Genomic DNA, 21906 nt, shown 5'->3' with positions numbered 1-21906 from the left:
ACCAAATATGGCGTTTTTCTCAAAGCTGAAGGACAAGCTGTTCAAATCCTCATCGCGCCTTGAAGAAGGGCTTGATGCGATTGTCGAGGAAGGCGGCGAGGAAACCGCCACCCCGGATCCGATCATCCCGGAACCCGAGCCGGAACCGCAACCCGTCCCGGAAGTCCCGGAACCCGCGCCTGTTCCACAGCCAGCTGAAACGCCCTCTCCTATGCCCGCTGATCCGACCCCCGCAGCGCCACCGCCCGAGGTGCCAAGCTCCAAAGGCGTATTGGGTCGCCTGTTTAGCCGTGGCGACACCCGCACCGAAGTTCGGCGCACATTGGACGATGACATGCTGGAACAGCTTGAGGAGCTGCTGATCGCATCCGACATGGGCGTCGACACAGCCCTGCGCGTCACCGCCAACATGGCCGAGGGGCGCTATGGTCGCAAACTTTCAACACGTGAAATCCAACAGTTGCTGGCGCAGGAAGTCTCTCGTGTCATGGAGCCTGTCGCGAGACCCCTGCCGATTTACCCGAAACGCCCCCAGGTGGTCTTGGTCGTCGGTGTTAACGGCTCAGGCAAAACCACCACCATCGGCAAGCTGGCCAGCCAATTCAAATCGGCCGGCAAAAAAGTAGTCATTGCGGCTGGCGACACGTTCCGCGCAGCAGCGGTAGAACAGCTGCAGGTTTGGGGTGATCGTGCTGGCGTTCCTGTACTGACGGCACCCGAGGGGTCTGACCCTGCATCGCTTGCCTTCGATGCCTTGACCAAAGCGCAGGAAGACGGCGCAGACTTGCTAATGATCGACACCGCTGGCCGTTTGCAAAACCGCGCTGACCTGATGGAAGAATTGGCAAAAATCGTCCGAGTCATTCGTAAAGTCGACGAAACCGCCCCGCATAATACCCTGCTGGTGCTGGATGCAACCACCGGTCAGAACGCGCTGAACCAGGTCGAAACCTTCCGCAATCTGGCCGATGTCTCGGGCCTTGTCATGACCAAGCTGGACGGCACGGCCAAGGGTGGTGTGCTGGTGGCGCTGGCCGACAAGTTCGGCCTGCCCATCCATGCCATAGGAGTGGGTGAGCAGATCGACGACCTGGCCCCCTTCGACCCGGAAGAATTTGCCGCCGCCCTAACGGGCCTGGAACAGAGCTGATCCAAATCTTCATCTGGCCTCAAATATCCTCGGGGGGTCTGGGGGGCAGGCAACCCCCGGCCTCTGTACTTGCGAAAGCTCTGAGACTTGAGTGACTGGCTGATCTCACTGGAAGGTACGGAGGCAGGCCACCAACTCGCCCTCGGCCTCGCGTTGATGGCAGCCTTCTTGCACGCCGTATTCGGAGCCCTGCAAAAGGGCCGCCATGACCCGTGGCTGTCACGTGGCGCAATCGACGCCTGCTATTGTCTTATAGCCGCGCCTTTTGCTTTCTTTGTAGTGCCATGGCCGGAACCCTATATGTGGCCGATCTTTGCAACGGTTTGGCTGATCCACATCGCTTACAAAACACTTCAGGCCATGGCCTATACCAAGGGCTCTTACACTGTCGTCTATCCGGTCGTCCGCGGAACCGGTCCGCTGTTCACGGTTATCGGAGCCTATTTGTTGTTCGGTGAAACCTTCACCGGTCTGCAATGGTTCGGCGTAGCGGTCTTGTTGGTAGGCATTTTCGGCTTGGCCGCTTATAACCTCCGGTTTCTTGAAACCAACCGCGACACGCTGGGAATTGCGCTGGCATTGGCACTGGCCACAGGTTTGTTCGTTGCGATTTACACCACGTATGATGCCTACGGCATCCGCGCCACGGCTGATCCGTTCACCTTCCTGGCCTGGTTCTTCATGATAGATGGGGCAACTATGCCGATCTACGCGTTCCTCAGGTGGCGCGCCATGATCCATCGCCCGACCATCGGACCGCTAATGTTGCGCGGATTGGTTGGAGGCATCATTGCTCCGCTGTCTTTCGGAGCGATCATGCTGGCCACACGTCTGGACAAAGTCGGGGAAGCTGCGGTGCTACGCGAGACGTCAACCGTATTCGCAGCCTTGATCGGGTGGCTGGTTCTGAAAGAAACGGTTGGTCCAAGGCGCATTGCGTTGATGGCATTGATTGCACTCGGCGCTGTAATAGTTGAAATGGGCGGGTAAGCAGCAGGACGACATCATGACCGACAAAAAAGAAATCAATCCGTTTCTAAAGCAAGCTCTGGAACTGGGCCCGCCCCTTGCGTTCTTTTTCATCTACTTGCGCTTGCGTGATGACAGCTTTCAATTCGGCAATACCGAGTATTCTGGCTTTATCGTTGCGACGATTATTTTTGTTCCCCTGATGTTGGGCGCGATGGGTATTCTCTGGTTTCTGACCGGCAAGCTTAGTCGAATGCAGATCTTCACCGCGTTCATGGTAATTTTCTTTGGCGGCCTCACAGCGTGGTTCAATGACGAGCGATTCTTCAAGATGAAGACGACACTGGTTTACGGTTTTTTCGCGCTGATTCTAGGCATCGGGCTGCTACAGAAGAAATCCTATCTGGCCTACGTGCTGGACGAGATGCTGCCCATGCGCCATGAAGGCTGGATGATCCTGACCCGTCGCCTCTGCGCCTGTTTCGTCGTATTGGCGGTCGCAAACGAATTGGTCTGGAGGACGTTGTCCACTGATCTGTGGGTCAAGATCGAAACTTTTGGGTTCCCCCTCGCATTGATGGTTTTCCTGATGCTGCAATTCAATCTGCTGCAAAACTTCATGGACGATCCCGACCACCAGTAACCAAAATGGACCAGACTGGCTGATTGCACCGGCAATAGACCGCAGACTGATAAAAATCAGACAAAAAACCTTGGCTTAATGCACAAGCTGTGAAATCTTAGGCCACCACTCACCTTCCAATTCCGGAGACTTGTGCCCGAATGACGGCCTTCCCAACCAGCGGATTCCTGTCCGAAGCATCCGACGGGCTGAGAGACATGCTTGCTGACCAAGCATCCGAAATTTCTTTGGCTCAGGGCGAGGTCCTGTTCGAACAAGACGACGAAGGCGACGCGCTGTACGCCATTCTGGACGGCACGCTTGAAGTTTCATTTCTCGCCATGAGCGGCAGAAAACTGACACTGACACTGATGCGCCCCGGCGAAGTGTTTGGCGAGATTGCTTTGTTCGACAGCGGTCCCCGCACGGCCACTGTCGCGGCTGCAGAACCCTCGCGCGTTTTGCGCGTCCGTCGCAGCGACGTCATGAACCAAATCCGCCGACACCCTGATCTCGCAGTGGATATGGTCCGCTTGGCCGGCCTGAGGATGCGGTGGATGGGCTCGCAGTTGAACGAGCAGGTCTTTCTTCCGATGCCGATACGACTGGCGCGGAAACTCTTGCATTTGTCGGGCCTCCAGGACGATCCGACAGAACGGATTACGTTGTCGCAAAGCGAATTGGCCGAGTTTGTCGGGGCAACACGCGAAGCCGTTTCCAAAACAATTGCAACGTGGAAGCGCGACAATGTCGTCGAAGCGTCCCGGGGCGGTCTGCTGATACAGGATTTCGATGCTCTGCAAGAGCTGGCCGATTCCGATCTAATCTAGCCCGGTGTGAACTGCTTCACATACCAAGATTAAAACTTGAGCTAGTTTGGATTTGTTACCGTAGGAGGTCAGAGAATCATCCCCGATATCTGTCCACTGACCTCTCCCTGTATCTGAGCCATATGCCCACGGGCATGTGGCTCATTTTCTTTCTCGACATTGTCATCACCGATGGCTTGCGTTGTTTCAGGAGGATGTTGGCCAAGTATGGCATTTCCATTTTTCTAAGAAGCGTTTTGTTTCCCGACATTCAGTTCGCGAACTAAACACTTGGTATGCGGTGCGTCAGCGCCGATTGACCAAAGCCAAGCCTTGAAAAAGAAAGGAGGCCCAAAAAGAGCCTCCTTAACGGTCATCTTTGTAGCCACCTGTAGGCGTAGCCCTAGATACATGGGCTCTTCTAGTTTATTCTTCCAGGCTCAGTGCAACAAAGCGCGGATCACCGCCTCGGCGCACCAATAGCAACAGGGATTTGCGCCCAGCTACGCGGGCCTCCTCCATCCGTCCTTCGAGATCTTCGATTGTTTCGACCTTTTGCTGACCAGCTTCTGTGATCAGGTCTCCCGCGCGAAGCCCCTTGGCATAAGCCTCGGACGCCTCATCCACATCGGCGACAACCAGCCCTTCTGCATCAGCGTCGAGACCCAGATCTTCCCGGAATTTGTCTGTAAGCGGTGAAATGGTCAGACCCAGGATATCAGCGTTTTCGCCATCCTCGGCGTCAGGTGTTTCTTCCTCGTCGGTTTCGCTGCTTTCAGCATCTTCACGGCGTCCAAGCGTAACCAAAATGGTCTGTGTGCTGCCGTCGCGCTGAACAACGACCCGCACGGATTTACCCACTGTGGTTTCGCCAACCTGACGCACAAGGCCGCGTGTATCTTCAACTTCGACACCATCAAAACTGAGAATCACGTCACCTGCTTTGAGGCCAGCCTCTTTCGCCGGTCCTTCGGGTACATCACTAATCAACGCCCCACCGGGCTTGTCCAGCCCCATCGCTTCGGCCATGTCCTCTGTGACGTCCTGAATGCGGACGCCCAGCCAACCGCGGCGCGTTTCGCCGAATTCACGGAGTTGGTCCACGACCTTGATCACAACGTTGGAAGCCATTGAGAATCCGATACCGATAGAGCCGCCATTGGGCGACAGGATCGCAGTGTTTACACCGATGACCTGCCCGTCCATGTCAAACAACGGCCCGCCTGAGTTGCCCCGATTGATCGCTGCGTCGGTCTGAATGTAGTCGTCATACGATCCGCTAAGCGCCCTATTTCGAGCCGAAACAATCCCCGCCGAAACCGAAAAACCTTGCCCCAGCGGATTGCCCATTGCAATGACCCAATCGCCAACCCGAGCGTTGTCGCTGTCGCCGAAGATCACGTATTTCAGGGGACCAGATGCCTCGACCTTAAGAAGCGCGATGTCGGTTTTCTCGTCAGTACCGATGACTTTGGCGGGCAGTTCTTTTTTGGGCTGACCATCGCCTGGGAAGAATTCCACAAGGATTTCATCTGCTTCGGCGATGACGTGATTGTTTGTGACAATATAGCCGTCTTCGGAAATCACGAAACCCGACCCCAGCGCATTGCTGCGGCGGGGACGGTTTTCGTCATCGCCGTTGCGATCCTGGAAATCGCGGAAGAAGTCTTCGAATGGTGACCCTTCAGGGACGATGCCCTGTGGGCCCGTCTGCCCTTCGATCAGGGTGGATGTGGTGATGTTCACGACCGCAGGGCTGATCTGTTCAGCCAGCGGCGCCAGGCTTTCTCCACGCGCATGCGCAGCCATCGTCTGCGCCAAAACCAGCAGCATGCTGGCAAAGGCCAGCCACATCAGCCGCATCATAACACTAACATCGTCCCAACGGACGGACACACTGCGCGCTTTTGCCTGCACTTGGGGTCTCCTTGTCGACAAACTATTCCGACGGATATGTCGGTATTTGTTACCAATGTAGTCAGTTTGGGTCTGCCCGCAACTCGGGAACGGGGGGAAATCACCAGCACGTGACATCACCAGATCAAAATCCCAACTGATACGCGCCCCACAAAAGGACAAACCCGCTGACCACACAAAGCAGCCCCATCAGGCGACGGGCTGGTTCCGGCAGGGCCCGGAGCGCCTCTAACATGCGCTCAATAAGAGAAGGGGCCAGCGCATAGGCCAGCCCCTCGACTATCAATACCAACCCGAAGGCCAGAAGGATCAGACCCATTACTCGGTTGCCGCAGCAGCCGGAGCTCGCCGTCCGGTGGGAGAGCTGAGGTAGTTGAAGAATTCTGAATCCGGGCTCAGTATCAACGAGCTGTTTCCGCCCTGCAGCGCATTCTCATATGCTGTCAGTGAGCGATAGAATTCAAAAAACTCCGGGTCCGCGCCGTATGCTTCAGCAAAGATGGCGTTGCGCTCGGCGTCGGCCTCACCGCGGATGATCTCGGCCTCGCGGCGCGCATCGGATACCAGTTCCACCACGGTACGGTCGGCTTGTGCGCGCACACGCTGCGCAGCCTCGTTACCGCGGGCGCGTTCGTCGGTGGCTTCCCGTTCCCGTTCGGCTTTCATCCGATCAAACGTTGCTTCGAGGTTGGCTTGCGGCAGATCAGTGGCCTTCAAGCGAACGTCAATCACACTGACGCCCAGCGCCTGCGCTTCGGCAATTGCGCTGTTGCGGATACGCAGCATCAACGCGGCACGATCCGAGCTGAGGATATCGCGGGACGATACCGAACCCAGAACTTCACGTGTTTCGGCGCGCAGGATCCGGTCCAGACGATCTTCGGCAACCGGAATACCACCGACACCAACCGCCTGACGGAACTGTTCAAGATCGGAAATCCGATAGCGTGCAAACGCATCAACCACCAGACGGCGGTCATCCAAAGGTGTAACCTCAAGCGGCTGAACATCGATGGATAAGATACGGTCGTCGTAACGGACAACTTCTTGAATAACAGGGATTTTGAAGGCCAGACCGGGGTCTTCCTTGACTGCAACGACGCGACCAAATTGCAGAACCAGCGCGCGTTCGCGTTCGTCCACGATAAAGATCGAGGACAGGCCCGCAACCGCCAGAATGAAAACGAGGATCAGGATAATAGGTGATTTACGCATCAGTTGCTCTCCGCGGCAGGGCTACGACGCAGCTCGTTGAGCGGCAGATAGGGTACCACACCCTGCCCTTGCCCGCCTGAGTTCTGGTCCAGAATGATCTTATCCACGTCGCCCAGAACTTGTTCCATCCGTTCAAGATAAAGACGCTTACGGGTGACATCCGGCGCTTTGGAATATTCTTCCAGCACCGCGCTAAAACGGCTGGCCTCACCCTGTGCACTGTTGATTTGTTGGGCACGATACCCTTCAGATTCTTCCAGAATTTGCGCAGCTTCACCACGTGCCTCGGCGAGAACCCGGTTCGCATAGGCGTCAGCAACATTCTGCAACCGGTCCCGCTCCTGCGCGGCGGCCTGAACGTCGCGGAACGCGGCAATCACATCTTGCGGTGGGTCGGCCTTGTCGAAGTTCACCCGCACGATGTTCACACCAGAGTTATAGCTGTCCATCGTTGATTGGATCAGCTCCTGCAAACGATCCGCAATAACACCCCTGTCCCGGTTCAGAATCGGAGCCAACTCTGATTGCGCAATGATCTCACGCATGGCGGATTCCGATACGGCCTGAATGGTTTGCTTGGGATCCCGCAAGTTAAACAGGTACTTGGCGGGGTCGTTGATGTTCCAGACAACCTGATAGTCGATATCGACCACGTTTTCGTCGCCGGTCAACATCAGACCGTCATCGCTGCCGCGAGCACCGCCCATGTCTTCGTTCTGTTCGCGGGTCACCGGAATGACCTCGGCGGTTACCAGCGGCCAAGGCGCAAAGTTCAAACCAGGGTTACCTACAGCCGAGAATTCGCCCAGAAACAACTCAACGGACTGTTCTTCCGGCTTGACCGTGTAAAAGCTTGCCGCCGCCCACAGGCCAGCCGCGACCACCAGACCAATAGCAATAGTGCCTTTGGTGAAGATGGGGCCGCCACCGCCGCCGCCCTTACCATTCGACCCGCGGCCACCGCCGCCACGTCCACCCATGAGGACACGCAGCTGCTCCTGGCCTTTTTTCATCAACTCGTCGATCTCGGGGATCTGCGGGCCGTCGCTTTCGGGGGGCTTGCGCCCGTCCCCGTTGTTACCCCGATTTCCTCCGCCACCCGAGGAGCCTCCGCCCCCCCAGGGGCCACCGCTGTTGCCCGCCATGTTTATCATTTCCTTCGTGTTGGCCCGTGTGATCACGGGGTCCCTTGTAACTTGTGTGCGCGTGCTTGCAAATCAAGCAGTGCGCACAGGTTGCCGCATTGTCACCAGTTCCTCGGCCATGACCGGGTGAACCGCGACCGTGCGGTCAAAATCTTCCTTGGTTGCGCCCATCTTTACGGCAATACCTGCCAACTGAATCATCTCACCTGCGCCCGGCGCGACGATGTGACAGCCTAGCACCTTTCGTGTCGCCTGGCTGACAATCAGTTTCATCAAAACACGCTGTGTTCCACCGGCAAATGCTTTCTGCATTGGTTTGAACGACGTGGCATACACCTCGATCGGTTCCTGCTCGGCCGCTTGCTCTTCGCTCAGACCAACCGTACCCATTTCCGGCTGGGTAAAGATCGCTGTTGGGATAAGCTCATGATCTACCGGCGTAGGGTTGCCTTTAAACACGGTTTCGACAAAAGCCATCCCTTCGCGGATCGCAACCGGCGTCAGATTGACCCGGTCGGTGACATCGCCAATGGCGAAGATCGAAGGAACTGCTGTCTGGCTGTAGTCATCGACGACAATCTCACCTTTGCGCCCTCGCTCGACACCCAAAGCTTCAAGCCCCAGATCATCGGCATTCGGCGCACGGCCCGTCGCGTACATAACCGTGTCAAACAGTTGTTCCGACCCGTTAGTCGCCTTGACCCAGATCTTGTCGCCCTGCTTTTTCATCTCAAGCACGTTTGTGCCCAGATGAACATCGATCCCGTTCTGGCACATTTCTTCGCTGATCAGCCCGCGCGCCTCGTCATCGAAGCCACGCAGAATCTGCGCACCGCGATAGAACTGAGTGGTCTTGACGCCAAGCCCATTCATGATGCCCGCAAATTCGCAAGCGATGTATCCGCCGCCGACAATCAGCATCGTCTCGGGCAGCTTTTCCAAATGGAAGATCTCATTCGACGTAATCGCCAGCTCTGACCCCGGAAACTGTGGCACAACCGGACGACCGCCTGTGGCCACCAGAATATGCTTGGCCGTTTTGCGCGTACCATCGGCCAGTTCCACCGTGTGCGCATCCACCAGATGGGCGCGTTGATCAAAGCTTTCGACACCGTTGTTCTTAAGGATACCGCGATAGATACCTTCCAACCGATCCAGCTCGGCATGCAGCTTGTCGCGGAACGTTTCCCAATTGAAGGCACCGGGTTGAATGTCCCAACCATAAGCTTGCGCATCACCGACGGTGTCTGCGAACTCGCTGGCAAAAACCATCAGCTTCTTCGGAACGCAGCCCCGAATGACGCAGGTTCCGCCATAGCGATCCTCTTCGGCCAACGCCACTTTGGCGCCGGTTTCGCCAGCCGCGACGCGCGCCGCGCGGACCCCGCCCGAGCCACCACCGATGACGAATAGATCATAGTCAAAGCTCATGCCGGGTTCCTTCGCTCAACTTGCAAGAATTCTCTGGATATCTGGGCGCATAAAGTCGCCTGCCAACCCCTTTGGATAGGAAACATCTGCTTTTCTTCTGACGTTTGCGCGACAACACATCAAATGGCTCAGTCCGACAAATCAGAGAACAGGTTTTCGCCGGACCCTTCGGCCAATTGATCCAGCTCGATTGTGCCTTCGTTGATGTCGCGCAGCTCGACCCGCCCATCGCCATGCCCGATAACAACCTTGTCGCATATGTCGATGAACAAGCCATTTTCAACCACACCCGGCACCTGATTCAGCACCAAGGCCATTTGCCGGGCGTTGCCAATGCGTTGCAGATGCAGGTCAAGAATATGATTACCCTCATCCGTCACAAATGGCGCCTCACCATTCATGCGCAGCGCGGCCGAAGTGCCAAGCACGTCCAGTGTGTCCAGCGCTTCTTCGATCAGAGTGCGTGTGGTTTGCCACCCAAAAGGGATCACCTCAACCGGCAGCGGGAATGCGCCCAGTGTCTCGACCTCTTTGCCCGCATCCGCAATCACGATCATCTGATCGCTGGCGGTGGCCACAATCTTTTCCTGCAAATGCGCACCGCCGCCGCCCTTGATCAGGTTCAGATCGCCGTCAAACTCGTCCGCTCCGTCAATGGTCAGATCCAGCCAACCGGCCTGATCCAGTGAGACCACCTCGATACCAACCTCGCGGGCCAACTGAGCTGTACGCGTCGAGGTCGGAACGCCCTTGATCCGCAAGTTTTCTCGCTGAACCCTTTCGCCCAAGCGGCGCACCAGCCAGGCGGCGGTGGATCCGGTCCCCAAACCGACTCGCATACCGTCTTCAACCATGTCGGCTGCACGGCGCGCTGCAACGTATTTTGCCATATCGATGGGCGACAGTTCTCCGGTCATGGCAGCTATCCTTTGTTTTCTGTCGATCTTATACGGAAGGCGTTAAACGACTGCGAGCCCGAAATCGCATAAGCGCTTACGAATCATGTCGCAAAAATACGCGTTTCCTATCGGAAACGTCGCAATCAAGTCTTCCTGTTTCCACGTAGCGCTATAAGTAGACAGCATGACGACGCCGTATCGCCTCCACTATGCTCCTGACAACGCCTCGCTGGTGATCCGGCTGGTATTGGAAGAAATGGACCTGCCCTATGAAACAGTGCTTGTCGATCGCAGCCGAAACGAACAGGAAAGCATGGCCTATCGCGCGCTGAACCCGAACGGTTTGATTCCGGTTCTCGAGACACCGCACGGCCCCATTTTTGAGACATCCGCGATTCTGTTGTGGCTGGCTGATACGCACAACCAACTTGCGCCATCTGCAGCCAGCCCGGAGCGAGGCGATCTCTTGAAATGGCTGTTCTTTGCGTCAAACACGCTGCATGCAGATCTGCGCATCCTGTTTTACGCGGACCAGTACATTGAATCTGCGCAGGCAGCGGAACTGCGCGCCGGAATTCGCCCTCGCCTGCGTCGACACCTGAACGCGCTGGATACGGTGGCAAAACAATCACCCGAATGGCTGCATGCAGATCACCCATCGATCCTGACCTATTACCTGGCCTGCATGATGCGGTGGATGGCTATTTATCCAGCGCGAACGGATCGCAGCTGGTATCAACTGGCCGACACGCCCTATCTGCAGAGGATCCTGATGCAACTTGAAACCCGCCCTGCAACACGTGCAGCCATTGCGGCTGAAGGTCTCGGGGTCACACCGTTCACATCCCCAACTCACGCCACTCCTCCTGAAGGCTCAGCTATCTGACATGTTTCTCTCTGTCTTTGATATGTTCAAAGTGGGCATTGGCCCATCCTCGTCGCACACCATGGGGCCGATGGTCGCCGCTGCGCGGTTCCTTGATATGATGCGCGCCTCGCCATTTGAATTCGCGGGTCTTCGCGGTTCGCTGCATGGCTCGCTGGCCTTTACCGGCGTCGGCCATGCGACAGATCGGGCGACGATCCTGGGACTGGCCGGATTTGTGCCGGACACCTATAATAACACCAAGGCCGAGGCCGCATTGGCAGCGATCTCCGAGACCCATACCGTTACGCCAGAAGGGTTGCCGACACTCAATTTCGATCCCAAGGCCGATCTTATCTTTGACTATGACAACAACCTGCCCGGTCACGCCAATGGTATGATCCTGATGGCGACTGACGCACAAGGCGACGTCATATTGCGTCAGGTGTACTATTCGATCGGTGGCGGCTTTGTGATGACCGAGGAAGAACTGGCTGAAGGCAAAGCGACTGACGAAGGAGCGCCGGTTCCGTTTCCCTTCAAATCTGCCGCCGAGATGTTAGAGATGTCTAAGTCCAGCGGCAAAAGCATCGCCCATATGAAACGCGACAATGAAATCGCGCGCGGGTGTGCAAACAGCTTTGCCAAAGGGTCGGCCCGTCTGTGGCAAGTGATGAACGACTGCATCGAACGCGGGCTATCTACGGATGGCATTCTACCCGGAGGTCTGAGTGTGCGCCGTCGTGCAAAGGGTATTTACGATGCCCTGATGGCTGAGCGGGGCATGAACCTGACAGCGCCACACACCATCAACGACTGGATGAGCGTTTATGCCATGGCCGTGAACGAAGAAAACGCCGCCGGTGGTCAGGTCGTGACGGCACCGACCAATGGCGCGGCAGGCGTGTTGCCTGCTGTTTTGCGCTACCACCTGGATCATGTCCCCGGCGCATCAGAAAGCCATATCGAAGATTTCCTTCTGACCGCAGCCGCCATTGGGGGGCTGGTAAAATACAATGCCTCGATCTCGGGGGCCGAGGCCGGTTGCCAGGCCGAAGTTGGCAGCGCGTCTGCCATGGCCGCCGCGGGTCTGTGTGCAGTGATGGGCGGAACTCCGGAACAGGTGGAAAATGCGGCCGAGATCGCATTGGAACATCACCTCGGAATGACGTGTGACCCGGTGGCCGGCCTTGTTCAGGTGCCCTGTATCGAACGCAATGGGCTTGGCGCGATCAAGGCCGTTTCGGCTGCGTCGCTGGCCTTGCGTGGCGATGGTCAACATTTTGTGCCTTTGGACGCGGTGATCGAAACCATGCGGCAGACCGGCCACGACATGCATGAGAAGTACAAGGAAACCTCTCTTGGTGGTCTCGCGGTAAACGTTCCCAACTGCTGAGCGGCGTTTTGCTCTTCCCCCCCGGCATGGCTTGACCTAGCGTGCCGGGCATGACCCAGGATCGCCCCGTCTTTGGCATCATTCTGATGCTTGGTTTTTGTGTGCTCGCGCCCCTTGGGGATGCGATGGCCAAACTGTTGGGGGAAACCACGCCATTGGGCCTGTTGGTGCTGGTGCGTTTCGCGATTCAGGCGTTGATCCTGATTCCATTGATCGCCGCCACCGGCCGCCCCTGGCGGATGCGCGGGCGTATTCTACGACTGACATTGATCCGTACCGTGCTGCATATCGTTGGGATTACGGCAATGTTCAGTGCCCTGAAGTTTCTGCCGCTTGCGGATGCCGTCGCGATCGCATTTGTGATGCCGTTTATCATGCTGCTGTTGGGGAAATACGTGCTGGGCGAAGAAGTTGGCGCCCGGCGCCTGATCGCCTGTATCGTTGGGTTTGCTGGTACGCTGCTGGTCATCCAACCCAGCTTTGCCGAAGTCGGCGCGCCTGCGTTACTGCCCTTGATCGTCGCAGTGGTTTTTGCGCTTTTCATGTTGGTCACGCGGCAGATCGCAAAGGAAACCGATCCGGTTTCCTTGCAGGCCGTGTCTGGTGTATTCGCGACAATCCTGTTGCTGCCGGTGCTATTGATCGGAACGCGTGCTGATATCTGGGAGATCTCGGTAATCGTGCCAACTGGCAATTCTCATTGGCTGCTGTTGGGCATTGGCATTCTGGGCACCATTGCGCATCTGCTGATGACCTGGTCGTTGCGCTACGCGCCTTCGGCCACTTTGGCCCCCATGCAGTATCTGGAAATCCCGGTTGCAACCCTCATTGGTTGGATGATCTTTAACGATCTCCCCGACGGGCTTGCCGCTCTTGGAATTTTCATCACCATCCTCGCCGGGCTCTACGTTATTCTACGCGAGCGGGCCACAGCCCGGTCTGCCCCGACAGAAACGCCTGCATGACCTGATCCAGCGCCGCGCGGGGCATCATGACCAACAGGCCCGGCCCATCCATGTGCAGCTCGACATCGGACAAGGCGCGGTTAGATGTGCCCGCTTGCCCATCCGGTTCGAAAACCAAACCCTCGATGGGCCACTCCAACCCTTTGCTGCGGCCGGTCACCCGCGCAAGCGGGAACAAAGAAACGATGTCACCAGGAGCGATTGCCAGCGAAATCTTAGGCGGCGCGTGAAAGACCACCTCGTGTTCGCCTATCAATATGCATGCTTGATCCTGATACCTGATCAAAGTGTTGAGCACCGCCATCTGGTGATCCAGACGCCCGCCCAAAAATCCCGCCCCCAGAATCAAGGGTGCCTGCACGTTGCGAAGAGCTTTGTCGAAATCCGTGCTGTCTTGTTCCTGTATGAGAAACAAGCGGTTCGCAGGTATCTTGTCTTTGAATTTGTCCCCTAACGAATCAAAATCGCCGATGACGGCATCCGGTAGCCGGCCCGAATCTACCAAAACAGCCGCACCGCCATCCGCCGCAACGACCGACGTGACGCGATTTAGCACCAGATTCAGGTCATCCGGCCCAATCCGCCCCCCTCCAAACAACCCAATTGGGCCATTTGAACGTACAATTGTCCCATTTTTTCTAAGATTGACCATATTTCCCGGATTTGGACACATTGAGACCACAAAATGATAGGTTCATACAAAAAGTTTTAAGCCAACAGGTGTGCCCGGACCCTGGGCAAGTTGGTTCGTAGTTTGTAGAGGACGTGTGTCTGATGGTACAGAACAACAAGGTATTAACCGTTTCTTATGGGGCCTTTTCCTGCACATTAGAAGGATTTGATGATTCCTTTGAAACCTTGAAAGCCATTGCCGATTACTTTCGTGAACTCGCAGCGGATGACCGATATTTTGGTTCAGAACCGCCCCAGCCAGATGCGGAGATGTTAAATCGCATCGCGCAGCGCAATCCCGCCCAGCAGATCGCAGCTAGTCAAAGCGAAACCGGTCTTGTGCTGCGCGCCACAGAAGCCGCTGCGGCCCCAACTGCGGCTGTCTCTGAAGAACCGACCCAACAATCCACCGAGCTTAACATGATTGGAACGCCAGTCCCTGAAACACGGGCAGAACCCGATATCGCCAAAACGGAACGACCAACTGACGCACCGGCCCCACCTGCCGATAGCATAGCATCCAAGTTGCAACGCATCCGCGCCGTTGTCTCACATTCGGATGCGAACCCCCAGGGCTATACCGAAGATGAAGACACCTCGTTGCTGAGAAGCAAAGAGGCACCGGCCGACGCACTTACCGCCGCTTTCGAAGCAGGTGCGCTGAGTTCAGAAGATTTATCGCCCGCGCAGCCGGCAAGTGTCCAAAGCCCGTTTTCAGTGAAAGACCCCCAACCGGTGATCGAGGCGGAGCAGGACGAACAGCCTCAAGTTGACGAAATTCTCTTTTCGGACCTCGACGAAACGTCCGAGGCTGAATTGGAAGATGACGGCATACTCAACATCCTGAGCGATGAGGAAGTGGGAAGCCAGCGGGAAGAAACGCCGAGTCAGACCCCCGAAGGCATCATCACCGCCGAGGACGAAGCTGACCTGCTGGACGAGATTTCGGAAGTCGAAGCAGAGCTTTCGGATCCGGCAAGCATCGAGTTGGCTGAAAAGGCCGACCCAGATCAAGACGTCTTTCGCCTGATGGAAGAAGCCGGGGCTCAGATGGACGACCCGGCCAACAACAACAAGCGCGAGACCTATTCGCACTTGCGCACAGCAGTTGCCGCAACCGAAGCCGAGCGCAAGGATGAAGGTGACGCCGGACGAAAATCACAGGATCAGGACTATCGCGGCGATCTCGCCTCGGTGGTCAGCCCCCGCCGTCCGGATACCAATACGACCAGTGCGCGACCAGAATACGATAGCGCCGCGCCCCTCAAGCTCGTTGCAGAACAGCGTATTAATGATCAGACGGAAGAGGCTGGCCCGATTTCGCCGCGCCGCGTAAGCACACAGTTGGAAGATACAGTCGAAGAAGAAGGCGGCTTTGCCCAGTTCGCCCGCGAACAAGAGGCACAGTCCCTGCCGGATCTTCTTGAAGCTGCGGCTGCATACCTGTCCTTCATTGAAGGTCAGGAACAGTTTTCACGCCCGCAGCTGATGAACAAGGTGCGGTCGTTTAAACAAGATGAGTTTGATCGCGAAGAAAGCCTGCGTTCTTTTGGTCAGCTCTTGCGCGACGGCAAAATCCAAAAGGCGGGTGGCGGACGTTTCGCGGCTTCACATCTGATTGGGTTCCGCCCAGACGATGCCCGCGCTGCGGGCTAACACACTCACGGAAATTGACCACAAGCGCCGAGAGTTCCTCTCGGCGCTTTGTTTTTTGCGTAACTCTGTTGCCGCCGAGAGATGCACGAATTGCAACTTGGGTGCTGAAATGCCAGAGCGACTTGAGGGCCGGTTAGAATCAGATCGATAACGTTCCCGCCCTCTTTGAAATGCACACTTAGATGTGTGATTCCCACCAGCAATCAGACAGGCGCTGTTCAATATGTTGAAGATGGATGTACTGCCATCAACCGGTGGAGTCCGTCCGATATCCAACGACGTTCGAGAATCCGGTCCCTACACATAGGGTGCGACGGTGTATTCCAAGTCACTTGGCGGCGTGGCACCAGCAACAAATCCCGACATGACAAGCGCCGTCATGTTCAAACCAGAGCTGTTCGTGACTAGAGCTTCCCGGATCCGATCACGCCAAAGCGCTGATACTCGGACAAAGTGTCAAGTGGGTCGGTTTCAGGCAGCAGTCCGAGAGTGTTTCAGGGTTGATCTGGGTCTTCTTTACCGACGCCCCGAAACACAAATTTAAATGGCAAAGCCCAAAGTATGCCCAGAACGATATAAACCAGCAACTCCAACCAGATCGGTGGACGGTCCAGCCAGTTCAATACTGTTACCACCGCCACGATATACAGCGGCAGCCCAACCAAAAGGACCACCAGCGACCAACGGCGACGCGCCTTATAGCTGAGACCGGGTTTGCCCTCACCACTCATCAGTCGGCAAATGGGTCGGTCACCAGAATGGTGTCGTCCCGTTCCGGGCTGGTTGACAGAAGTGCGACGGGGCATTCGATCAGTTCTTCGACCCGACGCACATATTTGATCGCGTTGGCGGGAAGTTCCGCCCAACTGCGTGCGCCTTCTGTGGATTCGCTCCAACCCGGCATTTCTTCGTAAATGGGTTTGCAACGCGCCTGTTGATCCGCGGCGGTCGGCAAATAGCCCAGACGTTCACCGTCCAGCTCATAAGCCACGCAAATCTTAAGTGTCTCAAAGCCGTCCAGGACATCCAGCTTGGTCAATGAAATCCCGTTCACACCACTGGTGGCGCAGGTTTGGCGCACCAGGCAGGCGTCAAACCAACCACAGCGGCGCTTTCGACCAGTGACCGTGCCAAATTCGTGTCCACGGGTTCCCAGGCGCAGCCCGTCTTCATCATCCAGTTCGGTCGGGAACGGCCCCTCACCCACGCGCGTGGTGTAGGCTTTTACAATACCCAAGACAAAATCCACCGAGCCCGGACCAATGCCAACCCCGGTCGCGGCCTGCCCAGCAATCACGTTCGACGACGTCACAAACGGATAAGTTCCAAAGTCGATATCCAGCAACGCGCCCTGAGCACCCTCAAACAGGATACGTTTGCCAGCCTTGCGTTTCTCGTTCAGAACTTTCCAAACGGGAGCGGCAAAAGGAAGGATCTGTGGCGCAATTTCTTTCAACTGGGCAACCAGCGCATCGCGATCAACCGCCTCAATCCCCAACCCTTTGCGGAGAGGATCATGGTGCTGTAGCGCCCGATCAACACGCGCCTCAAGTGTCGCTTCGTCAGCAAGGTCGGCAACACGAACGGAACGGCGACCAACTTTGTCTTCATAAGCGGGTCCAATACCACGACCAGTGGTTCCGATCTTGGTTCCTTTGCTCGCGGCTTCCTCGCGCGCACGATCCAACTCACCATGAATGGGCAGAATCAACGGCGTGTTCTCGGCAATCATCAGCGTCTCGGGCGTGATCTCGACGCCTTGTTCACGGATCGAAGCAATCTCGCCCACCAGATGCCAGGGGTCGAGAACAACCCCGTTTCCAATCACGCTCAGTTTGCCACCGCGCACTACGCCTGAAGGCAGAGCATTCAGCTTGTAGACTTCACCATCGATGACCAGTGTATGACCGGCATTGTGCCCGCCCTGAAAACGCGCGATCACATCTGCTCGCTCGCTGAGCCAGTCGACGATCTTGCCTTTTCCTTCGTCACCCCACTGGGCGCCGACAACAACCACATTGGCCATATCCGGTCCTTTTGCGCTGAGTTATCAAACTCGGGTCATATAGCCGGGCGCAGGCGGCAGGGAAACCGGTAATTCGACGCAGCCCGCAATCGCGCTGCGCGCGCTGCCTCCGGCGGGGATATTTTAGCCAGATGAAGATGGCCCCCTTGTTCATCTGGCCCCAAGTATCCCGGGGGAGGCGCCCGGAACGGGTGGCGGGGGCAGCGCCCCCTCTACGTGAATGATATTCGAACGGGCTGGCCGTGCGGTGTCGTCAGGTAGGCAACTTCCCAGGCTCTTTGCAGGCTCTGAACATCTTCCGGTGCGGCTTCGCCTTGGTCTGCCAACAAGCGTTCGAGGGTTTCGAGCCAAGCGTGGAAGTAGTCGTCACCGCCATCCAGATCTTTGTTCAAGCCATGACGCTTTAGGGTGTCCGAGAATCGTACCGCCCAATCTGACCACGTGAACCGCCCGGCTTCGTTCAGCGCCACTGTCACAGCAAAGACCTGTGCGTGCCAGGGTTCGGCAAACACTGGTTCGGGCGCGCTATGCGTCTCACAGTCGGTCATAGCGGTTCCAGATAGCTCTGCCACAGGTCCAGCACAACTTCGTCATTTGGGTGTTCCGGGTCTGCCCAGAGTTCGGATGCCGGAAACACAACCGCATAGAGTGGCTCGGGCGCTTCGCCCAGCCCGTGTGCGTTTGAATCCGGCAGAACATGGGTGCCGTGCAGCCTGAGAACGCGCCCCTTGGCACCTGCGGCATAAATCGGCAACCGAGTGTGACCTCCGTCCACCAGCCGATTTGCAGTTGGGTGTGCGGTGCGGACGTCCTGACCAATCTCGAATTTGATCGCAATGTTTGAAGGGCGATCTGCCGGTCCACCTTTGGCCAGAGCGCCAGCTACAGCGTCGGCCTTCAACATTCGGGCCGACAAAGGGTGGTCACCCTCACTTGCATCTCGCAGATCATCCAGTGTCAGGACGCCGTTGTCGACCAGCAGGTCGGCCAGGCCCGATATCCACTTTTCATAGTAAGAAAACCGCGTGTAGTCCTTGGGCGACAAACGTTCCCGGGCGTGGCGCGAGACGTCAATGTTCCATTGCCCCAAGAAACCCGAGGCCAGCGTCACGGCCAGCGCCCGCGCGTGCCAATCCTCTGCAAAGACCGGGTCGTCTTCGGATTCGGGGCGGATTGCTCCGTCACCGAACCGTCCACCCATGTCATGAACCCGGGTCATGAACGCACCTTGGGTAATCCCGTGCCTATCATACTGTCGCGGGTAACCAGAGCCGCCAGTTCATCCTCGCTCAGCCCTTCGGTTCCGTCTGGGCGTATCGGCAAAACGAGATAGCGAATCTCAGCCGTTGAATCCCATACGCGTACCGAGGTGTCTTTGGGCAAACTGACGCCGAATTCGGACAATACCTTGCGAGGTTCCCGCACTGCGCGCGCGCGATACGCATCAGATTTGTACCACCCCGGCGGGATACCCAGCAACGGCCACGGGTAACAGCTGCATAAGGTGCAGACGACCATGTTGTGCTGTTCGGGCGTGTTCTCGACCACGACCATGTGTTCGCCCTGTCGGCCGTAGTACCCCAGATCCGCAACGGCGGCGGTCGCGTCCTGCAGCAGAGCGTGCTTGAAGGCCGAGTCAGCCCACGCCTTGGCAACGACTCGGGCCCCATTGTTTGGACCGATCTTGTTTTGATAGGTGTCGATAATCTCATCCAGAGCAGCCGGATCGATCAATCCTTTGCGGGTCAGAATCGTTTCCAACGCTTTGACACGAAGCGCAGGTTCAGGTGGTAACAGGGCGTGCGGGTGGTCGTGATCATCATGTGGCATGGGCTCAACTTGCGTCACGGATCAATTGGCTGTCCAGTCCCTTTGCCGTGATATGAGATATCACGTCTCGTGATGCCAACTCGTCCCTTGCCCCCAGCAACAAACTTGCATAAGTACCACGCGATACACGCTACGCCGCACAGGAACACCATGGAAAACGTCGTTCTCATCATCCATCTCCTCCTGGCCTTGGGCCTGATTGCCGTTGTTCTGATGCAGCGGTCCGAAGGCGGTGGCCTTGGCATGGGCGGCGGCGGTGGCGGTGCCATGGCGGGCCGGTCGGCAGCGACCGCTTTGGGCAAGGTCACCTGGGTGCTGGCTGCGTGCTTTATCGTCACTTCGATTACTCTGACGATTCTGGCAGCGCAGAAATCCTCGGGCAGCTCGGTTATCGACCGTTTGGGCGTTCCAGCACCTGCATCGACCGAAGAAAGCACCCCGGCCGTTCCGTCGGCGGATGATCTATTGCCACCCACTCAGGGTGACAATGCGCCACTGATCCCGCAGGCCGACTAAGCCACAAAACCTAGAAATCTGAAAGAGAGCTGCAACAGCATCTTGCGGTTCTCTTGCGCTGCGCGCGCGAATCCTTTATATGTGAAGTCCCGTGGTGCAGCGGTTTTTTCAAGCCGCCGGGCAGCTGATTTTGACGTCTCACGGGAGCAGCCGAAAAACATGGCGCGTTTTATTTTCATCACTGGTGGTGTGGTTTCGTCCTTGGGCAAAGGGCTGGCTTCGGCGGCCCTTGGCGCGCTTTTGCAGGCCCGGGGATATTCGGTGCGTCTGCGCAAGCTGGACCCTTATCTGAACGTCGATCCGGGAACGATGTCGCCCTTTGAACATGGCGAAGTGTTCGTCACCGATGATGGTGCTGAAACCGATCTGGACCTCGGCCACTACGAGCGCTTCACCGGCGTAGCTGCACGCAAGACCGACTCGGTCAGCTCAGGCCGGATTTACTCCAACGTGCTCGAAAAAGAGCGCCGCGGCGACTACCTCGGCAAGACCATTCAGGTGATCCCGCATGTCACCAATGAGATCAAGGATTTCATCGCCATTGGCGAGGATGAAGTTGATTTCATGCTCTGTGAAATCGGCGGCACCGTCGGCGATATCGAGGGCCTGCCCTTCTTTGAGGCCATCCGCCAGTTCAGCCAGGACAAGCCGCGCGGCCAGTGCCTGTTTATGCACCTGACACTGCTGCCCTACATCAAGGCCTCGGGTGAGTTGAAAACCAAGCCGACCCAACATTCGGTGAAAGAGCTGCGGTCCATCGGTCTGGCCCCCGACATTCTGGTCTGCCGATCCGAAGGTCCCATCCCGACCAAGGAGCGTGAAAAGCTGGCGCTATTTTGTAACGTCCGCCCGGATTCGGTGATCGCGGCGCAGGATCTCAGCACCATCTATGACGCCCCGTTGGCCTATCACCGCGAAGGTCTGGATCAGGCGGTTCTGGATGCGTTTAGGATCAGCCCTGCCCCCAAGCCCGATCTGACCAAATGGGAAGACGTCAGCGACCGCATCCACAACGCCGAAGGTCAGATCAAAGTCGCCATTGTGGGCAAATACACCCAGTTGGAAGACGCCTATAAGTCGATTGCCGAAGCGCTGACTCATGGCGGCATGGCGAACCGCGTCCGTGTCAAAGTCGAATGGGTCGATGCCGAGATTTTCGACACGGAAGACGCCGCCCCACATCTGGAGGGCTACCATGCGATCCTCGTGCCCGGCGGATTCGGCGAACGCGGCACCGAGGGCAAGATTAAAGCCGCGCAATACGCGCGCGAACACAAGGTGCCCTATCTCGGCATCTGTCTGGGAATGCAGATGGCGGTGATTGAAGCCGCCCGCAATGTGGCAGGAATTGCCGAAGCGGGATCGGAAGAATTCGACCATGAAGCCGGTAAAAAGCGTTTTGAACCTGTGGTTTACCACCTCAAGGAATGGGTGCAGGGCAACCACAAGGTCGAACGCAAGGTCGGTGATGACAAAGGTGGCACCATGCGTCTGGGTGCCTATGACGCGGTTCTGGCCGAAGGCTCGAAAGTAGCCGAGGTTTATGGCGGCACCAGCATCGAGGAACGCCACCGCCACCGCTATGAAGTCGACATAAAGTATCGCGAGCAGTTAGAAAAAGCGGGCCTGAATTTTTCAGGCATGTCGCCCGATGGTCGCCTGCCCGAAATCGTCGAATGGTCAGATCACCCGTGGTTCATCGGCGTGCAGTACCATCCGGAACTGAAATCCAAACCTTTCGATCCGCACCCTTTGTTCCGTGATTTCGTACGCGCTGCCAAGGAAACCTCGCGTCTGGTCTAAGCCTGAAATCACTGCAATGT

22 protein-coding genes are annotated in these 21906 nt (G+C 57.0%); 10 read left to right on the top strand and 12 right to left on the bottom strand.

The window, feature by feature from the left end:
- Positions 1-7 precede the first annotated feature (7 nt).
- The 4 genes from ftsY (at position 8) to D9K61_RS20605 (ending at position 3571) form a co-directional block, all read left to right on the top strand.
- The gene (gene ftsY / locus D9K61_RS20620) at positions 8-1150 is read left to right on the top strand and encodes a signal recognition particle-docking protein FtsY (RefSeq protein WP_120635096.1); all 1143 of its coding nucleotides are present in this window, start codon (positions 8-10) and stop codon (positions 1148-1150) included.
- 87 nt (positions 1151-1237) lie between these two features.
- The gene (locus D9K61_RS20615) at positions 1238-2140 is read left to right on the top strand and encodes an EamA family transporter (RefSeq protein WP_120635095.1); all 903 of its coding nucleotides are present in this window, start codon (positions 1238-1240) and stop codon (positions 2138-2140) included.
- Between the two features lie 16 nt (positions 2141-2156).
- Entirely contained in the window at positions 2157-2762 is a 606-nt protein-coding gene (locus D9K61_RS20610) for an inner membrane-spanning protein YciB (RefSeq protein WP_120635624.1), read from the top strand.
- A gap of 140 nt (positions 2763-2902) precedes the next feature.
- Positions 2903-3571, top strand: a complete 669-nt coding sequence (locus D9K61_RS20605; protein ID WP_120635094.1) for a Crp/Fnr family transcriptional regulator — start codon at positions 2903-2905, stop codon at positions 3569-3571.
- 405 nt (positions 3572-3976) lie between these two features.
- On the opposite strand, the gene D9K61_RS20600 is transcribed toward D9K61_RS20605, so the two are convergent.
- The 6 genes from D9K61_RS20600 to rpiA all read right to left on the bottom strand — a co-directional run bounded on the left by D9K61_RS20600 (position 3977) and on the right by rpiA (position 10175).
- Entirely contained in the window at positions 3977-5416 is a 1440-nt protein-coding gene (locus tag D9K61_RS20600; RefSeq protein WP_120635093.1) for a Do family serine endopeptidase, read from the bottom strand.
- A 175-nt stretch (positions 5417-5591) separates the two neighbouring features.
- The gene (locus D9K61_RS20595; RefSeq protein ID WP_120635092.1) at positions 5592-5786 is read right to left on the bottom strand and encodes a DUF2065 domain-containing protein; all 195 of its coding nucleotides are present in this window, start codon (positions 5784-5786) and stop codon (positions 5592-5594) included.
- Positions 5786-6682: a protease modulator HflC gene (hflC, locus tag D9K61_RS20590; RefSeq protein WP_120635091.1), complete on the bottom strand. Its 897-nt coding sequence runs from the start codon at positions 6680-6682 to the stop codon at positions 5786-5788. The genes D9K61_RS20595 and hflC overlap by 1 nt, the downstream gene beginning before the upstream one ends.
- Positions 6682-7827 carry an FtsH protease activity modulator HflK gene (gene hflK, locus D9K61_RS20585; protein WP_120635623.1) on the bottom strand — a complete coding sequence of 382 codons (1146 nt, stop codon included), beginning with the start codon at positions 7825-7827 and terminating at the stop codon, positions 6682-6684. Before hflK ends, hflC begins: the two co-directional genes overlap by 1 nt.
- 72 nt (positions 7828-7899) lie before the next feature.
- Complete coding sequence (gor, locus tag D9K61_RS20580) at positions 7900-9258, bottom strand: glutathione-disulfide reductase (protein WP_120635090.1); 1359 nt, start codon at positions 9256-9258, stop codon at positions 7900-7902.
- A 128-nt stretch (positions 9259-9386) separates the two neighbouring features.
- Positions 9387-10175, bottom strand: a complete 789-nt coding sequence (gene rpiA / locus D9K61_RS20575) for a ribose-5-phosphate isomerase RpiA (RefSeq protein WP_120635089.1) — start codon at positions 10173-10175, stop codon at positions 9387-9389.
- 166 nt (positions 10176-10341) lie between these two features.
- Between rpiA and D9K61_RS20570 the strand changes: the two genes are divergently transcribed.
- From D9K61_RS20570 to D9K61_RS20560, 3 genes are read left to right on the top strand one after another with little or no spacing between them, the layout of a single operon-like run.
- Positions 10342-11043, top strand: a complete 702-nt coding sequence (locus D9K61_RS20570; protein WP_120635088.1) for a glutathione S-transferase family protein — start codon at positions 10342-10344, stop codon at positions 11041-11043.
- A 1-nt stretch (position 11044) separates the two neighbouring features.
- Positions 11045-12418, top strand: a complete 1374-nt coding sequence (locus D9K61_RS20565; protein WP_120635087.1) for an L-serine ammonia-lyase — start codon at positions 11045-11047, stop codon at positions 12416-12418.
- 50 nt (positions 12419-12468) lie between these two features.
- Positions 12469-13383 carry a DMT family transporter gene (locus D9K61_RS20560; RefSeq protein WP_120635086.1) on the top strand — a complete coding sequence of 305 codons (915 nt, stop codon included), beginning with the start codon at positions 12469-12471 and terminating at the stop codon, positions 13381-13383.
- On the opposite strand, the gene D9K61_RS20555 is transcribed toward D9K61_RS20560, so the two are convergent.
- The gene (locus D9K61_RS20555) at positions 13328-14035 is read right to left on the bottom strand and encodes a thiamine diphosphokinase (RefSeq protein ID WP_120635085.1); all 708 of its coding nucleotides are present in this window, start codon (positions 14033-14035) and stop codon (positions 13328-13330) included. The genes D9K61_RS20560 and D9K61_RS20555 overlap by 56 nt on opposite strands.
- Before the next feature lie 122 nt (positions 14036-14157).
- Between D9K61_RS20555 and D9K61_RS20550 the strand changes: the two genes are divergently transcribed.
- Positions 14158-15711, top strand: coding sequence for a hypothetical protein (locus D9K61_RS20550; RefSeq protein WP_120635084.1), 1554 nt, complete (start codon positions 14158-14160; stop codon positions 15709-15711).
- Positions 15712-16205: 494 nt separating this feature from the next.
- Here the strand turns inward: D9K61_RS20550 and D9K61_RS20545 are convergent, their stop codons facing one another.
- From D9K61_RS20545 to nthA, 5 genes are all read right to left on the bottom strand, one after another.
- Positions 16206-16442 carry a DUF2842 domain-containing protein gene (locus tag D9K61_RS20545; protein ID WP_120635083.1) on the bottom strand — a complete coding sequence of 79 codons (237 nt, stop codon included), beginning with the start codon at positions 16440-16442 and terminating at the stop codon, positions 16206-16208.
- Positions 16442-17737, bottom strand: coding sequence for an adenylosuccinate synthase (locus tag D9K61_RS20540; RefSeq protein WP_120635082.1), 1296 nt, complete (start codon positions 17735-17737; stop codon positions 16442-16444). The genes D9K61_RS20545 and D9K61_RS20540 overlap by 1 nt, the downstream gene beginning before the upstream one ends.
- 212 nt (positions 17738-17949) lie before the next feature.
- Positions 17950-18285, bottom strand: coding sequence for a nitrile hydratase accessory protein (locus tag D9K61_RS20535; protein ID WP_120635081.1), 336 nt, complete (start codon positions 18283-18285; stop codon positions 17950-17952).
- The gene (gene nthB / locus D9K61_RS20530) at positions 18282-18956 is read right to left on the bottom strand and encodes a nitrile hydratase subunit beta (protein ID WP_120635080.1); all 675 of its coding nucleotides are present in this window, start codon (positions 18954-18956) and stop codon (positions 18282-18284) included. The genes D9K61_RS20535 and nthB overlap by 4 nt, the downstream gene beginning before the upstream one ends.
- On the bottom strand, positions 18953-19567 hold the full coding sequence (gene nthA, locus D9K61_RS20525; protein WP_120635079.1) for a nitrile hydratase subunit alpha: 615 nt from the start codon (positions 19565-19567) through the stop codon (positions 18953-18955). The genes nthB and nthA overlap by 4 nt, the downstream gene beginning before the upstream one ends.
- A gap of 150 nt (positions 19568-19717) precedes the next feature.
- Here nthA and secG point away from each other — a divergent pair, with 150 nt between their 5' ends.
- Both secG and D9K61_RS20515 read left to right on the top strand, forming a co-directional pair.
- Entirely contained in the window at positions 19718-20083 is a 366-nt protein-coding gene (gene secG, locus D9K61_RS20520; protein WP_120635078.1) for a preprotein translocase subunit SecG, read from the top strand.
- A gap of 159 nt (positions 20084-20242) precedes the next feature.
- A complete protein-coding gene (locus D9K61_RS20515) occupies positions 20243-21886 on the top strand; it encodes a CTP synthase (protein ID WP_120635077.1) in 1644 nt (547 codons plus the stop codon).
- The last annotated feature ends 20 nt before the right edge of the window (positions 21887-21906 follow it).

The sequence above is a fragment of the Ruegeria sp. EL01 genome (assembly GCF_900313035.1).
Lineage (GTDB): Bacteria > Pseudomonadota > Alphaproteobacteria > Rhodobacterales > Rhodobacteraceae > Ruegeria.
Note: the sequence above shows the minus strand (reverse complement) of the source record. Positions and strands in the feature narration are given on the sequence as shown.

Bases quoted from the DNA above. Each gene is read 5' to 3' on its own strand.
- ftsY (WP_120635096.1), top strand. From the start codon at position 8: ATGGCGTTTTTCTCAAAGCTGAAGGACAAGCTGTTCAAATCCTCATCG.
- D9K61_RS20610 (WP_120635624.1), top strand. From the start codon at position 2,157: ATGACCGACAAAAAAGAAATCAATCCGTTTCTAAAGCAAGCTCTGGAA.
- D9K61_RS20605 (WP_120635094.1), top strand. From the start codon at position 2,903: ATGACGGCCTTCCCAACCAGCGGATTCCTGTCCGAAGCATCCGACGGG.
- D9K61_RS20600 (WP_120635093.1), bottom strand. From the start codon at position 5,416: ATGATGCGGCTGATGTGGCTGGCCTTTGCCAGCATGCTGCTGGTTTTG.
- D9K61_RS20595 (WP_120635092.1), bottom strand. From the start codon at position 5,786: ATGGGTCTGATCCTTCTGGCCTTCGGGTTGGTATTGATAGTCGAGGGG.
- hflC (WP_120635091.1), bottom strand. From the start codon at position 6,682: ATGCGTAAATCACCTATTATCCTGATCCTCGTTTTCATTCTGGCGGTT.
- hflK (WP_120635623.1), bottom strand. From the start codon at position 7,827: ATGGCGGGCAACAGCGGTGGCCCCTGGGGGGGCGGAGGCTCCTCGGGT.
- gor (WP_120635090.1), bottom strand. From the start codon at position 9,258: ATGAGCTTTGACTATGATCTATTCGTCATCGGTGGTGGCTCGGGCGGG.
- rpiA (WP_120635089.1), bottom strand. From the start codon at position 10,175: ATGACCGGAGAACTGTCGCCCATCGATATGGCAAAATACGTTGCAGCG.
- D9K61_RS20570 (WP_120635088.1), top strand. From the start codon at position 10,342: ATGACGACGCCGTATCGCCTCCACTATGCTCCTGACAACGCCTCGCTG.
- D9K61_RS20565 (WP_120635087.1), top strand. From the start codon at position 11,045: ATGTTTCTCTCTGTCTTTGATATGTTCAAAGTGGGCATTGGCCCATCC.
- D9K61_RS20560 (WP_120635086.1), top strand. From the start codon at position 12,469: ATGACCCAGGATCGCCCCGTCTTTGGCATCATTCTGATGCTTGGTTTT.
- D9K61_RS20555 (WP_120635085.1), bottom strand. From the start codon at position 14,035: ATGGTCAATCTTAGAAAAAATGGGACAATTGTACGTTCAAATGGCCCA.
- D9K61_RS20550 (WP_120635084.1), top strand. From the start codon at position 14,158: ATGGTACAGAACAACAAGGTATTAACCGTTTCTTATGGGGCCTTTTCC.
- D9K61_RS20545 (WP_120635083.1), bottom strand. From the start codon at position 16,442: ATGAGTGGTGAGGGCAAACCCGGTCTCAGCTATAAGGCGCGTCGCCGT.
- D9K61_RS20540 (WP_120635082.1), bottom strand. From the start codon at position 17,737: ATGGCCAATGTGGTTGTTGTCGGCGCCCAGTGGGGTGACGAAGGAAAA.
- D9K61_RS20535 (WP_120635081.1), bottom strand. From the start codon at position 18,285: ATGACCGACTGTGAGACGCATAGCGCGCCCGAACCAGTGTTTGCCGAA.
- nthB (WP_120635080.1), bottom strand. From the start codon at position 18,956: ATGACCCGGGTTCATGACATGGGTGGACGGTTCGGTGACGGAGCAATC.
- nthA (WP_120635079.1), bottom strand. From the start codon at position 19,567: ATGCCACATGATGATCACGACCACCCGCACGCCCTGTTACCACCTGAA.
- secG (WP_120635078.1), top strand. From the start codon at position 19,718: ATGGAAAACGTCGTTCTCATCATCCATCTCCTCCTGGCCTTGGGCCTG.
- D9K61_RS20515 (WP_120635077.1), top strand. From the start codon at position 20,243: ATGGCGCGTTTTATTTTCATCACTGGTGGTGTGGTTTCGTCCTTGGGC.